Origin of the sequence: Pseudomonas sp. MF5691, assembly GCF_016405645.1 — a bacterium.
Classification (GTDB): domain Bacteria; phylum Pseudomonadota; class Gammaproteobacteria; order Pseudomonadales; family Pseudomonadaceae; genus Aquipseudomonas; species Aquipseudomonas shahriarae.
This window is the reverse complement of sequence record NZ_JAEKDC010000011.1, coordinates 57,402-71,779: the sequence shown is the minus strand read 5'-3', so window position 1 is coordinate 71,779 and position 14,378 is coordinate 57,402. Positions and strand designations below refer to the sequence as shown.

General features: G+C 61.2%; 11 protein-coding genes. 1 reads left to right on the top strand and 10 read right to left on the bottom strand.

The genetic code is table 11. From position 1 onward, the window contains the following. Nucleotides 1–40: 40 nt before the first annotated feature. From JFT44_RS17030 to JFT44_RS16990, 9 genes are all read right to left on the bottom strand, one after another. Nucleotides 41–1,489 carry an adenylosuccinate lyase family protein gene (locus JFT44_RS17030; RefSeq protein WP_115128610.1) on the bottom strand — a complete coding sequence of 483 codons (1,449 nt, stop codon included), beginning with the start codon at nt 1,487–1,489 and terminating at the stop codon, nt 41–43. Continuing rightward, on the bottom strand, nt 1,489–2,922 hold the full coding sequence (gene purB, locus JFT44_RS17025; RefSeq protein WP_057441691.1) for an adenylosuccinate lyase: 1,434 nt from the start codon (nt 2,920–2,922) through the stop codon (nt 1,489–1,491). The genes JFT44_RS17030 and purB overlap by 1 nt, the downstream gene beginning before the upstream one ends. Nucleotides 2,923–2,951: 29 nt before the next feature. Next, the gene (locus JFT44_RS17020) at nt 2,952–3,938 is read right to left on the bottom strand and encodes an HOASN domain-containing protein (protein WP_057441693.1); all 987 of its coding nucleotides are present in this window, start codon (nt 3,936–3,938) and stop codon (nt 2,952–2,954) included. Between the two features lie 39 nt (nt 3,939–3,977). After that, on the bottom strand, nt 3,978–4,973 hold the full coding sequence (locus tag JFT44_RS17015) for an HOASN domain-containing protein (protein WP_120733586.1): 996 nt from the start codon (nt 4,971–4,973) through the stop codon (nt 3,978–3,980). 187 nt (nt 4,974–5,160) lie between these two features. Beyond that, on the bottom strand, nt 5,161–5,991 hold the full coding sequence (locus JFT44_RS17010) for a hypothetical protein (RefSeq protein ID WP_057960139.1): 831 nt from the start codon (nt 5,989–5,991) through the stop codon (nt 5,161–5,163). 107 nt (nt 5,992–6,098) lie between these two features. Next, nucleotides 6,099–7,550, bottom strand: a complete 1,452-nt coding sequence (locus JFT44_RS17005) for an efflux transporter outer membrane subunit (RefSeq protein ID WP_198830941.1) — start codon at nt 7,548–7,550, stop codon at nt 6,099–6,101. Further along, nucleotides 7,547–10,714 carry an efflux RND transporter permease subunit gene (locus tag JFT44_RS17000; RefSeq protein WP_169990031.1) on the bottom strand — a complete coding sequence of 1,056 codons (3,168 nt, stop codon included), beginning with the start codon at nt 10,712–10,714 and terminating at the stop codon, nt 7,547–7,549. The genes JFT44_RS17005 and JFT44_RS17000 overlap by 4 nt, the downstream gene beginning before the upstream one ends. Then, nucleotides 10,711–11,877, bottom strand: a complete 1,167-nt coding sequence (locus JFT44_RS16995) for an efflux RND transporter periplasmic adaptor subunit (RefSeq protein ID WP_120733589.1) — start codon at nt 11,875–11,877, stop codon at nt 10,711–10,713. Before JFT44_RS16995 ends, JFT44_RS17000 begins: the two co-directional genes overlap by 4 nt. A 401-nt stretch (nt 11,878–12,278) precedes the next feature. Further along, on the bottom strand, nt 12,279–12,773 hold the full coding sequence (locus tag JFT44_RS16990) for a DUF1543 domain-containing protein (RefSeq protein WP_057441699.1): 495 nt from the start codon (nt 12,771–12,773) through the stop codon (nt 12,279–12,281). A 584-nt stretch (nt 12,774–13,357) separates the two neighbouring features. On the opposite strand from JFT44_RS16990, the gene tnpB reads away from it, so the two are divergent. Continuing rightward, nucleotides 13,358–13,549, top strand: coding sequence for an IS66 family insertion sequence element accessory protein TnpB (gene tnpB / locus JFT44_RS28730; RefSeq protein ID WP_374068245.1), 192 nt, complete (start codon nt 13,358–13,360; stop codon nt 13,547–13,549). A gap of 41 nt (nt 13,550–13,590) precedes the next feature. Here tnpB and JFT44_RS16980 read toward each other — a convergent pair whose 3' ends face one another. Beyond that, nucleotides 13,591–14,160 carry a MepB family protein gene (locus JFT44_RS16980; RefSeq protein WP_198830940.1) on the bottom strand — a complete coding sequence of 190 codons (570 nt, stop codon included), beginning with the start codon at nt 14,158–14,160 and terminating at the stop codon, nt 13,591–13,593. Nucleotides 14,161–14,378 lie beyond the last annotated feature (218 nt).

Here is a 14,378-nt window from a genome sequence, read left to right as displayed (position 1 = left end):
TCTCCTTGATAAGTTTGCAAGCCTGCTCATTGAGCAAGGGTCAGCGGTCCGTCAGTTTGGACAGCACGTTATCGACAATGCGTTCGGACATGCCCAGATGGCTTCTGGGCTCGAACAGCCGCGCCAGGACGCCTGCATCCATGACAGCGACCACCCGGGTATCGGCCTCGATCGCCGTGCGGATCGACACGTGATCGCGCTGGCTCGCCTGGGACACTTCGAAGATGATTTGGTAGGCGCTGCTCTTGCCGAGCTTGCGTGCCATTTCGAACACCACGGCTTCGGTGCAGATCGCATCGCCATAGCCCTGGGCGGTGCATTCCATCTTCTTGACGTTAACGGTCAGCCCGTCGATGGTCTCGGTCAGAATCGAGAGCGCCATCAGCGCATAGTGCGAAACGTCCGCCACCGCACACCACTCCAGGCGCGTGCCACGGTAATCGCGCTCGTGCTCGAGGATCATCGCGTCCAGCGCGAGCACGACCTGGGCCTTGGCTAACCGCGCCAGGACCACGACCTGCTCGCAGCCCTCGGGGTTGCGCTTGTGGGGCATGGTGCTGCTGCCGATCTGCTGATCGCTCCAGCCCACTTCCACCTCGCCGATTTCCCAGCGATTGAGCGTGCGGATTTCGTCGGCCACACGGGCCAGCGATGCCGTGACCATGGCCAAGGTACTGACGAACTCTGCGACACGGTCACGGGATACGTGCCATCCGGTCAGGGGTACTTGCAGCGACAAGCGCTGCGCAAAACGCTCCAGCATGGGCATCGCGTCCGGACCGAACGCCGCCATCGTGCCGACCCCGCCAAACAGCTGCACCACCAGCACTCGCTGGCGGGCCTCAGCCAGGCGCTGGCGGTGGCGCAGCAGTTCATCAATCCAGCCGGCGACCTTCAGCCCAAAGGTGGTTGGCAAGGCTGGGATCGAATGGGTCCTGGCGACCATCAGCGAATCACGGTGCGCATCGGCCAGCGTCGACAGTTTGCCCAGCAAGGTCTCCAGGGCCAGGTCCATCGCGTCGAGGACGTCGCGCATTTCCATGGACTGGGCGGTGTCCTGTATGTCCTGGGTGGTGGCGCCGTAGTGCACGAATTCACGGGCACTCGGGCTGCAGTTTTTTTGCAGGGCGCTCAGCAAGGGCATCAGCGAATGACCGGTGGCAGCCACGCCTTCGGCCAACTGGCGCACATTGATGCCCGACAGCAAGGCGGCTTTTTCGATCTCCAGGGCGGCCTCGAGCGGGATGATATTGACATCGGCCTGGGCCATGGCCAGCGCAGCTTCCACATCCAGCCAGCGCTGCAGGCGGCAGTGACTGCAGAAGATCTTGCGGCTCTGCGGGCCGGCATAGCCTGAACCGTGGGTTTTCGAGTCGAGGATGTGGCTGTGTTCGTGCCGGCACTGCTCGCCGTCATGACCCAGGCCGAGGTGTTCCGAACGAGCGGTGCAAGATGCACGGGCTACCTTTTCCAACGTTTGCGAATCCATCACATACCCTCCATCGCGTACTGGGACTGACCGACATTTCCTGGGGTTGCCATCACCGCTTCAAGGCCATCGCTTGAAGACCGGGGTATCGCTTTGTTCGCCACCAATTCGACCATCTGTGCCGCAAGCCCCGTGTAGGTGGTCGGGTCAAGCAGGTCGTCGAGCGCTTGGCGGGTGAAACAGCCGTGCAAACGCTGATCGTTGAGCAGGGCTTCGCGAAAAGAAACACCCGCGCCTTGGGCTTGCAGAGCTATTTCGTGGACCAACTGATGGGCCGTCTGCTTGCCCAGGCGAGGCGCCAGCGCGAGCATGACCCGCTCCGACAGGATCAGCCCGTCCAGCAAATCCAGGTTGCTGCGCATGCGCGCTTCGCGCACGTCCAACCCGGCCAGCAGCACACCCTCCATCCGTGCAAGCAAGGCACCGGCGTAGATGAACAGCTCCGGCAAGGCCGCCCATTCGATGCGCCAGGTGGTGCCGTCACGCTCGTGCAACTGGAACGCCGCATCGGTCAGCGCGAGCATTTGTGCGCGTACCAGCCGCGAAAGCGCGCTGATCAGATCCACCGTCGACGGGTTTTGCTTGTGGGGCATGGTGCTGCTCCCCACCTGCCCTGCCCGGCGGCCTTCACGCACTTCATCTATCTCGGTGCGTTGCAGGTGGTAGATCTCATTGGCGACCCGGCCCAAGGTCGCCGAGGCCTGGACCAGCAGCCAGGCCGCCTCCAGGACCCGGTCGCGGGCGCTGTGCCAACTGCTCAACGGTGCCGCCAGGCCAAGGCTTTCCAGGGTCCGGCGCTGTACCTCCAGGCCCTGTGTGCCCAAGGCCGCCAAGGTGCCCACGGCGCCGGTCAGGTTGCCCACCATTACCCGGGCATACGCCTCATCAAAGCGCTCAAGGTGTCGATCAATTTCATCGACCCACACCGCGACCTTGTAGCCAAACGTGGTGGGCAGCGCTTGCTGCCCGTGGGTCCTGGCGACCATCGGCGTGTGCTTATGCTGCAGGGCGAGCGTGAGCAAATGCCCACGAATCCCCCGCAAACGCTGCAAGACCAGGCCCCAGGCATCGCGAACCTGCAAGATGAGCCCGGTGTCGAGGATGTCCTGGGTGGTCACGCCGTAATGCACGTATTCACCCAACCCATCGGCGCACAAGGCCTCCAGTGCGCGAATGGTCGGCACCAGGATGTGCCCGGTTTCCATGCTCTCGCGCCCCAGTGCGTCGAGGTCGAGCAGCTCCACACTGGCCACCCGGGCGATTTCCCGCGCAGCTTCATGGGGGATGATGCCCATCTGCGCCTGGGTCGCCGCCAGCGCTGTTTCAACATCGAGCCACTTCTGCACCTGATTGGCATCAGAGAAGATCGCGGCAAATTCCGGGGACGAGTAAGCGCCCCCGTGGATACGGGATTCTGATATATGACTCGGCATGTCGGGTTACTCGCGTTGTCCAGGGAGGGCTACTTCACGCGCTGCACTTCTTCCCAGACAGCGTCGTAATAAGCCCTCTCCAGCCGGAAGTGCTGGGCCAGGGACGTCAGGAATGAATTCTGGAACGCGAGGTCCGGAATACGCCGTGAGATCAGCGCCCATTCACGCTTGGCCCGCGGCGGGACAAGGCTGATATGCACTTCGTAGTACTCCGCGTCGTCCTGGCTCAGGCCAGCGTTGCGCAAGGCGTTGTACAACTTGCCGTGGTTGCCGGGAACCACCAGTTCGGTGATGTAGAACACCGCCAGGCCCCAGCCGACATCCGGGTTGCGAAAGCACCGGGCCCGGTTGTTCAGGTAGGCGATCTCTTCGGGCATGGTCGAGATGGCGTCGAAATCGGCAGGCAGGCCCACGGCGCCGAGGAGCTTGGCCAACAGCCGTGGGTGGGAGCGCTGCTCGTCCTCTTCGCCCAGCTCGCCGTAGAGGTAACGGCCAAGCGCGGCTGCCTCATCCACGTCGGTGAGGTTGACCAGCAGGTCCGCTGCGTCGCGGTACAGGCGGAAGGTGCGGAACCACTGGTGATGCAGGAACACCTGCAGTTGCTCACGGGAGGCCTTGCCTTCAAATATGTACTGCGACATCGGATGGTTTTCCCGCGACTGCGCGGCGATTTCCTCTTCCAGGCGCTGTTGGAAGCCAGCTTCGGACAAGGGCGATGCCAGGTCCGCAGACGGCATGAAACGCTCTTGCACGCCATAGATCGCATTGGCCAGCCAGCGCCGGGTCGAGGCAGTGGCGACGTCATCGCTCAGCGACAGGATGTACAACAATTGCTGACACTGCGCCGCGTTCGCGGCATCGCCCCGGTGGCCCGATTCGCACAAGGCGCGCAGCATATTGGCGGCAATTTCGATACGGTTGAATGTCGTGTCAGGTTTGAGCGCCTCAGCCAGCAGGCGGGCTTCAGCGGTGTGAATGCTCTGTAATTGCGGCAGCGAAAAATTACGTGGGCTCATCATGTGCTCCATTTTTTTGTTCTAGGGTCGCTGGGAGGATCAGGCGGGCAGGCGTTGTTCCTGCATCTGCTGCCACAGGCTGTCGAAGTAGGCCTTGTTGATTTCGAAGTGACGCTTGAGCGCCCGCATGAACATGCGCTGGAAGCCTTCATCACTGGCGAACTTGGCGATCAGTGCCCACATTTCCTCGGTGTCGATCTCATCCTGGGTGCCATGCAGGCGGTGGAACTCACTGGGCCCCTCTGGCACCTCAAGGCGCTGCAACAACTCGTAGATGCGCCGATGGTTGACGCAACTGACCGACTCGACGGCGTACAGCAACGCCAGGCCCCACGCCACATCGGTGTGCCGCACACAACGAATGCGATTGTTCAGGTAGGCCTTTTCCAGGGGGTGCAGTGCCGGGAAGTCAATCGCCAGCGGAATATCGAAATACTCCATGAGGTGGGCCAGCATCGCCGGGTGGGAACGCTCCGGTGTCTCCGCGCCCGCTTCGCCGTAAAGGTTGCGGTAGAACACCGACGCGTCCTCAATGGCTTCGAAGCGAAAGGCCAGTTCGGCCAGCAGGCTGTAGAAGTTGTAAGAGCGGGTCCAGTGGTGTTCCAGGAAGAAGCGCACGTCTTGCACCGGCGGCGTGCCCTGGAACAGGTGCACCGACATGGGATGATTGACCCGGCTGCGTGCGGCGATTTCAGCATCGACCTGCTTGCGGAACTCATCCGCCGGCAGTGCGGTGAAACTCGGCAGGTCGGCCGCGAATTCATCTTCAACGCGGTAAACCTCACTGGCCATCCAGCGACGGGTCGGCTCGGTGCGCGGCTCGCCGGGAATGTGCAGTTGCAGCAGTGCTGACTGGTAGTGGGCGTAGGCGCCGGCGTCTCCCGACAGGCCTTGCCGGGTCAGCGCGAGCAGCGCTTCCAGCGCGCTGGTGACCTGGGTGTATGGCGCGCCGGGCTTTAAAGCATCAGCCATCAGCGCCGAAGCGATGGTGCACTGATGGGCGTCCGGGCGTTGTTGCAGGGCAGCAGTATCCATTGATAACCCCTTTGATCCTTATTTTTATGATGTTTACGTACTCGAAAAAAATCCTAAAGGTTCCTCCAGTGGCAAGGTCAACACCTGTAGGAAAATTCTTTTCATTGAGTTGAAACAGCCCGTAACCAGGGCTGTTCGCCCCGCCGATGGCTGACCAACGGCGAGGCGAGGATGCCGGGGGGAGGCTTCAGGACGCGGCGGGAACTGTCACGAGGAAAGGCACGGTACGAATTTTGTCGCCTCCCTTGAATTGAATCCACAAGGCATAAGGCCCCGCATGCGCGGGCTTGGCATGCAGCATCAACTGCGCCGAGACTGCGCCTGGGTCGCCATGGTCACCGTGGGCGGCCTGCGCCGCCATGGCGTGCGCATGCACATAGTCCAGCTCATCGGTACTGACGAAAACCGCATGGGCCGCCACACCCAGGTAGGTGTCCAGGTCCTGGGCCGGCTTGCCATCCTTGAGCACGGTCAGCGACATCATGCTTTCGCTGCCGGCACGCAAGGCCGACGTGTCCAACTTGACCGTGTACGGGCCATCGCTACCTTGCTCCGGCTTGGCCGGCGCCTGGGCCACCGCATCGCTGCCGCCTTGTACTGGCACCTCGAAGCGCACCACCTGCTGGCCAAGCCCGCTCGGCACGGCATCGGCATAGACGTAATAGGTGCCCGGCCGGGGAAACTTCATCGCGACCTTGAAGCGACCATCAGCGCCCAGCTTGGCCGCGTGCTCATGGATAAAGCTGGTGAAATGGCTGTCGGTCGCCAGCACATGAAGGCGCTGGGTCAGTTCTTCGTCAAACTGCACGATCGGTTGCCCGGTGGCCTTGTCGGTAAAGGCAATCGACAACTCACGTGTCAGTGGGCCGGTTTCTTTGACGATCAGCGCGCCAACAGCCTTTTCGCTCTCGCCGGGCAGCGCGAACGTGCCTTTGATGCTTTCCTGGGCTGCCATCGACGGCATTGTCGCCGCGCCTAGCACTGCCAGGCCAACGGTTAGAACCTGCTTGGTATCCATCTGGGTGACTCCTCATTCGATAAATGGTGGCTTGCGACAGTAAATCTGCCGCCAGGCCGTTCTTCGCCGAACACCGCAAGCAGCGCGCTTGCGTACAACAACGGTGTCTAACGCAGTGCCGCAGCACCGCTGCACACCTGCCCCGCCTGCTCGCAGATCTGCCAGCCACCGCCCAATGCCTTGTAGATACCGACCACCGCCAAGCGCTGCTCGGTGCGCGCCACAGTCAGTGCGCGGCGGCTGCTGAAGTCCGCGCGCTCGGCCTCCAGGACGTCCAGATACACCCCCTCACCTTCCGTGAAACGCGTGCGGGCCAACCTCGCCGCCTCACGATTGGCCGCCGCTTCCAGCAGCCGCAAGCCCAAGGTGCTGCCTGCAGCACTGTTGGCCTGGAACGCGTCATCGGTTTCTTGCAGGGCGCGCAATACGGTCTGGTCGTAGCTGATCAATGCCGCCTGGGTGCGCGCCTCGCTGGCGGCGATCCGCGCACGTACGCGCCCAGTGTCCAGCAGCGACCAGCGAATGACCGGTGCGATAAAGTTCGACTGCATGCCCGAGTCGCCCAGGGCGCCGAGGCTTCCGGCCAGCAGACCGATGGAGCCCTGCACCTGGATATCCGGATACAAACCGGCTGTTGCCACGCCGATCTGCGCGGTCTCGGCTGCCAGCACCCGTTCGGCTGCGGCGATATCGGCGCGCCGGGCCAGCAAGCCGCCCGGGTCGCCGACCTGCAGGGTGCGCAGGTTCAAGGTCTCACGGCCGGGCCGGGCCTGCGGTGGCTTGAACCCTTGTGGCGCCTGCCCCAGTAATACCGCCAACGCGTTGGTGGTGGTTGCCCGACGTCGCTCCAGGCCAGGCGCTACCGCCTCGACATTGCGCAGCAAGGCCTCGGCACGCAGCCGATCGAATTCGGTGGCGGCGCCTACGCTGACCAAGTGCTCCACCAGGCCCAGGCTGTCGCGCTGGCTTTGACTGATGTCCGCCACTACCGCCTGCTCGGCTTCGACCCCTTGCAGCTCGAACCAGGTTGCCGCGACGGTGGCGGCGACGCTCGCCTGCACGCTGCGCAGCAACGCCTGGCGCGATCCCGCCTGGGCCTGCGCCGCCTCCACCGAGCGCCGGACGCGGCCAAACAAATCGATTTCCCAGGCGGCATCCAGCGCCGCGCGCGTGGTTTCAAGGGAGCGCTGCTGGCCGAGGGGGGTCTCGACTTCGCTGCGCTGTCGGTGCTCATACCCTAACGCGGCACCGCCGCTGGGCAAGAAGCCCTGGCGGCTCTCGCGCAACATCGCCTTGGCTTCGTCGAGACGCGCGGCCGCGATGCCGATATCGTGGTTGGCCGCCAGCGCCTGCTGGATCAATTGGCTGAGGGCCGGCTCATCGAACACACGCCACCACTGCACCTCGACATCGCCCGTACCAAGACCGGCAATGGGCGCGCCGAAGCTTGCTGGCCGTTGCGCGGCGGGCAACACCGGCGCGGAGTAATCGGGCCCGACTGCGGTGCAGCCAGCCAGCAGGAGCGACGACACCAGAAACGCTTGATAGGCCAATTTCATGACACGCGCTCCTCCAACTGCAGCTTCGGACTCGAAACCTTGCGCAGCGCAAGGCTGCGCATCACCACGTAGAACACCGGCGTCAGGAACAGACCGAACAGGGTCACCCCCAACATCCCGGCAAACACCGCAACCCCCATGGCATGGCGCATCTCGGCCCCGGCACCGCTGGCAAATACCAGCGGCACCACACCGGCGATGAACGCCAGCGAGGTCATCAGAATCGGTCGCAAGCGCAGCTGGCACGCATGGATAACCGCTTCCAGCGGGTTGGCGCCTTCGGCTTCAAGGCTGCGAGCGAACTCGACAATCAGGATGGCGTTTTTCGCAGCCAGGCCGACCAGTACCACCAGCCCGATCTGTACAAACACGTTGTTATCGCCGTCCACCAACCAAACGCCGATGATCGCGCTGAGCAGACACATGGGCACAATCAGCAAGACCGCCAGGGGCAACAACCAACTGTTGTATTGCGCGGCCAGGATCAGATAGGCCAGCAACACACACAGCGGGAAAATGAACAGCGCCGATGACCCAGCGAGCTTTTGCTGGTAGGTCAAGTCCGTCCATTCATAGGTCACGCCCTCGGGCAGTACCTCCTGTGCCAGGCGCTCCATGAGTGCGACGGCCTGCCCGGAACTGACCCCGGGCATCGCTCCGCCGGAGATATCGGCCGAAGGATAGCCGTTGTAATGAATCACCCGATCGGGCCCGGAACTCGGTGTGACGGTGACAAACGCCGACAACGGCAGCATGTCCCCGGCCGCGTTGCGCACCTGCAGGCGGCCGATGGCTTCGGCCTGCATACGGTGGTCCGCATCGGCCTGGGCAGTCACCTTGTAGGTGCGGCCGAACCGGTTGAAGTCGTTGACGTACAGCGAACCGAGGTAGACCTGCAAAGACTCGAACACATCCGCCAGTCGCACCCCCTGGCTCTTGACCTGGGTGCGGTCGATATCGACATTCAGTTGGGGCGCGTTGACGTCCAGGCTGGTCATCAACCCGGCGACCTGGCCCGACTCGGTGGCTTTTGTCATCAGCACCTGGGTCTGCTGCACCAGAGCCTGGAGCCCGACCCCACCCCGGTCCTCAACCTGCAGCTTGAAGCCTCCGGTCACTCCAAGACCGGGCACTGGCGGCGGTGGGAATACACCGAGGAAACCGTCGGGAATGCTCGCGAACTTGGCTTGCAGGCGCCCGGCGATGGCGACCGCAGCCATGTCGGGAGAAGTACGCTCCTTGAACGGATCGAGCATAACGAACATTACGGCAGCATTCGGTACGTTAACGAAGCCGTTGACCGACAGCCCAGGGAACGCCACCACGCTTTCGACGCCCGGCTCATCCAGGGCGATTTTCGACATCTGCCGCACCACCGCATCGGTACGATCCAGGGAGGCCGCATTGGGCAACTGGGCGATACCGACCAGGTAGTACTTGTCTTGCATCGGCACGAAGCCCGCCGGTACAGCGTTGAAACCAAACCAGGTCAGCGCCAGCAAGCCGCCATACACCAACAGCGCCGCGCCGCGACGACCCGCGACCTTGCGCACCGTGTTGCCATACGCCTGCGGTGCCCGCTGGAACGGCCGGCTCAGCACTTGCACCAGATGCGCGGCGCGACCGCGCAGGCTGCGCGGGTCATGCACCACTGCAGCGTCGCGCGGGCGCAGCAACAGGCCGGCGAGTGCCGGGCTGAGGGTCAAGGAGTTGACCGCCGACAGGATCGTGGAAATCGCGATGGTCAGCGCGAACTGCCGATAGAACTCACCTTGCAGGCCACTGAGGAAGGCGGTGGGGATGAACACCGCAGCGAGTACCGAGGTGATCGCAATGATCGGCCCGGTGACCTCGCCCATCGCTCGCCGCGCAGCTTGCGTCGGCTCCTCGCCGTTCTCGATATGCCGCTCGACGTTCTCGACCACCACGATTGCATCGTCGACCACAATCCCGATGGACAGGACCAGGCCGAACAACGACAGGGTATTGAGGGAGAAACCCATCAGATGCATGACCGCAAAGGTGCCGATGATCGACACCGGCACGGCCATCAACGGGATCAGCGACGCACGCCAGTTACGCAGAAACACCACCACCACGAGGACCACCAGCAGGATCGCTTCCATCAGGGTGATGGCCACTGACTCCAGCGATGCACGCACAAACACTGTCGGGTCATAGGCAATCCGCGACACCATGCCCTCGGGGAAATTGGCCTCCAGACGCTGCATGGTATCGCGCACCGCTTGCGCCACATCCAGCGCGTTGGCGCCCGGGCTCTGGATGATCTGCAGGGCAACGGCCGGCTCGCCGTCCAACAGGCTGCGCAGCGCGTAGGCATCGGCGCCCATTTCGACACGGGCCACATCGCGCAGACGCGTCACCTGGCCGTTATCACCGGTGCGAATGATGATGTCGCCAAACTGCTCCTCGTCCGTCAGGCGCCCGAGGGTATTGACCGTGACCTGGAACGCCGCGCTGGAGTCAGGCGCCTGGCCGACCGAGCCGGCCGCCACTTGCACGTTTTGCTCACGCACTGCGGTAATTACATCGCCTGCGGTCAAGCCACGGGCGGCGATCAGGTCCGGGTCGAGCCACAGACGCATGCTGTACTCGCCCGCCCCCCACACCAGCACGTCGTTGATCCCCGGAATCCGCGACAGCTCGTCGCGCACCTGGAGGTAGGCATAGTTGGAGATGTAGAGCGGGTCATAACGTTGGTCGGGCGACAGCAGGTGGACCACCATGAGGATGTCCGGGGAGGTCTTCTGCGTAACCACGCCCAGGCGCTGCACCTCTTCGGGCAAACGCGGCAGGGCCCGCGAGACGCGGTTCTGCACCTGGATCTGCGCCATGTCCGCGTTGGTGCCCTGGGCGAAGGTCGCGGTGAGGATCATGCGGCCATCGGTCGCCGATTGCGACGTCATATACAGCATGCCCTCGACGCCGGTGATCACCTGCTCAAGGGGCGCCGCCACCGTCTCGGCGATCACCTGGGGGTTGGCGCCCGGATAAGAAGCCGTCACTTGCACCGTGGGCGGCGTCACGGCGGGGTATTCGCTGAGAGGCAAATGAAAGAAGGCCACGATGCCGGCGATCATCATTAACACCGACAGCACGATGGCGAAGATCGGCCGGTCAATGAAAAAGCGTGGGAAGCTCATTGCACGCCCCCCAACACCAACGGCGCATCCAACGGCGCCCCATCAATCCTGGCGGCCAATGGCGTCACCTGCATGCCGGGGCGCACCAGCCCCTTGACGACAATGCGTTCACCCGGTTGCAGGCCCTGCTCAATCACGCGCAAGCCGTTGGCCATCGGCCCCAGTTCGACGGGACGGTATTCGGTCTTGTCGTCTGCGCCGACCACCAGCACATAGCGGCGGCCCTGGTCAGTGCCAATCGAGTGGTCGGCCACCAACACCCGGGGTTGCGGCGCACCGATGTCCAGCTTGACCTTGGCGAACAGCCCCGGCGTCAGGCGCCCATCCGGGTTGTCGACCACGGCACGCGCACGCACTGTGCCGGTCTTGCGGTCGGCCGCATTGGCCAGGAAGTCCACCCGCCCGGCGCGTGCATAGCTTGCATCGTTAAGCATCGCCACCATGACCCTGGCGGCCTTTTCCCCTTTCGACGCAGCAACCTCCCGAGTCGCGGCAAGCGAGCGCAGATAGGTGCGCTCGTCGACATCGAAATACACATGCAGCGGGTCGATGGAAACGATCGTCGTCAGCGGCGTCACCCCACGGGTGACGTAGTTGCCCTCGGTGACAAGGGCACGGTCGACACGCCCGCTGATGGGCGCAGTGACGCGGGTGTAGCTCAAGTCCAGTTGTGCGGCATCCAGCGCGGCCTTGGCGGCGTCGACCTGAGCCCTGCCGGCATTCAACGAGGCGATGGCGCTGTCGAGACGATCCCGCGCCACCACCTTTTTGGCGAACAGTTGCTCAGCCCGACCATGCTCGGCCTGGGCCAGCAATGCATTGGCCTCAGCCTCACGCAAACGGCCCTTGGCAGCGTTCAGCGCCGCCTGGAACTCCCGTGGGTCGATCATAAACAAAAGGCTGCCCTTGGCCACGGATTGCCCTTCAGGCACGCTGACACTTTGCAGATAACCACTGACACGCGGGCGCAACTCAACCTGCTCAATCGCGGTCAAGGAGCCGGTGTATTCAACAAACGGAATCACCGGCTGCGCAACCACCTCGGCCACCGGCACGCCAGGCGGCTTGGCGGCATCGGCCGCGGGCGCGCTCTCTTTACAGCCACCCAGCGTGAACACGACAGCTATCGCCACGGCGACCAGGGTTATGCGCTTGCCGTACATCGTGTACCTCCTTGTAATTTTCAGGACAAACCAACACTGGAGGTCTTATCCGGCTTGCCATGAGGGGAAGGTCAAGTGTTATGAAAATGACAAGGGGGGCTGGCAGTAGTCAGGGCGGGACGCAGCGTGAAGCGAGATGTTTGATGTGGGGGGCAAGCCTGATTGGATTTGTTTGCTTCTGCACTGGCATGTGTTTCTTCACATATGCCGCGTGGGTCTATGTGACCCCTCATCTAGTGACTTCTTAGACTTTCCGGGGGGTACCTGCCGGCCGAACACGAACTACCAAATTGCCCACGATTCGGGGCACTTGTCGTATGGCCGCGTTCGGCCAAAAGTGGCCGCTCATTACGTAGGAAATTCGGGCGATTCAGCAGATGACGTGTTGAGCTAATCAAACGTTACGACAAAACAATGTAGTCATTGCGCTGAATGATGCCGTCGTGTGGTCCCTCAACCAAATGAACGTATCGTCCTTCTATCGCATCAATCGGCAAACAGTCGTCCACATCCAGCACACCATCAGTATGGGCCTGGACCCAGTGCTTTAAAATCTCGCGTTTACCGAGGCTCATCGCCTCCCGCTTATCTTTCGCAACTATCAGGGAATAGTGATGCGCTTCACCAAAGGATTTAACTTCATACCCACCTAAATTGATAAAGTACAAACGCATTGATCCAGGGCGGGGAGCTAATTCACTTAGTTCCAATTTCCAGCCTGCAACTCCATCAACTGCCATCCATGCATCAATATGAAGGCCTACAGGAGATCCAAACCAACTCTGTCTAAGCTGAGGATATGCATCCTCTAAGCTATCAGCCAATACGAAGGCTATATCATGGACTTCAATTTTCGCTCTAGGATGTTTTCCGCCTAACATTACAATAAAAAGCATTATTCGCCCTGCTATAAATTAAAAATGGAACAGCTCAAATAATTACGGGCCATATTATCATGTTTTAAACGCCATTTACATCGCACCGACAATTGCACGCAAGTCAAAAAATTAAAGCAATAATCTAATAAAATTCATATAAACACACCTCCTACAAAGCCATGCGTAAATGGTGATGAAGGATCAAAGAATGTAATTATACAGGTGTCAGTCAGGCCTCTATAGGCATTGAGTAGGCGTTCAGGGGGAACATTTTCGGGGGCTTCACCGCCTCCAGAACGCGTGCGCAAAGACCTGTGGTCGATTCAGAAAGTAGTAAAGTCCGGAGACGAGGACTCACAGGACCAGCCCTCCTGGTAAATATTCACACCCTAACTGAAGGTGCTGCAGCCCTTCGTGAAGGGCAGGTTAGCGTCGTTTGCCGCCAGTCAGGCGTAAACTCAACAGCGTTATCGGTGATGGGTTGGAACATCTAAGCCCGTAGTCCGCAAAACACAGGCAGTACAGCGCCACGATTCATCCGTGAACTCGCTCAATGATCCGCATCAATTCCATCTGGATCGCCACCGAGCCGATGGACATGCGTGCCGGTACCGAGACCGCGTTGGCTAGAGTTATCGCGGTGTTCGGTGCGACGATTGAACCAAGACAAGTTTCACTGGCCAGGTATCCGGCACGGATCGGACGTCGAACTCGACAACGAGCAACTTCAGGCCTTGATACTGGGCTTGCCTTGGCAGCGGGTAGGCGCGGGCGGCTCGATCACAGTGCTTTAGCTGCCATTACCCAGAACGCTCAAGAATGACGGATAAGGATCTTAAACTTCAAAGAGCCGACGCACCCGCACGGAATCGGCGTTTCCGCTTTGTTCAAGAGGAAGAAAGTAACGCAGTTGCCATTGCTGTGTCCTAACGGCCTGTTTGGCGACTGGTTTGACCCAAGGTGGATAAACGCGGATAGCGCGCTTACCACCTTTACCGTTAATCACCATGATGCCCTTTGATGCCAGTATTTTCTGGTCGAAAACAAACTGTCCGCGATGCGTTGCATCGAACACACTTACCACAACAAAGGCTACGCCATCATCGATATCGAGAGGTGCAATGATGCTGCCTGACGTCGGGCGCTTCCATATTGTGACGAACTGTCCAATCTTCGTCGGCGTTGTTTTAGCCACACGGAAGACAATGGTGTGTCCGTCGAGGCCAAAGCGGGAGGCACCATACTCGGCACTCTCAGCCTCGCGCATAGCCAAATCCGTCAATTGCATTCCCGCCGGCGTGTACACATCCTGGATAGCCGCTATCAGATCGTTTGGAATATAGCCGCGGCCAGGGTCTGCCGCGCCCGCATATTTTGTGCCTTGTTCAGTTAAATCGAACTTCAAAGGGAACAACTCCTAAACCACTCATTGACCATACGATCCAATCAAGAACATATGCTACGCCCTTCGACATACCGAGCGGACTGCGGGCGATTACATCGTGTGATTGCGCAAGGTGGGATAGCTAGCCGCTTACGCTTTGGATAGGTCCTTCGTGACAGGAAGCTTCTGGCCGATTGCTGCCCGCTACGACAGGCAGAAGTTGGCCAGAAGCGGTCATC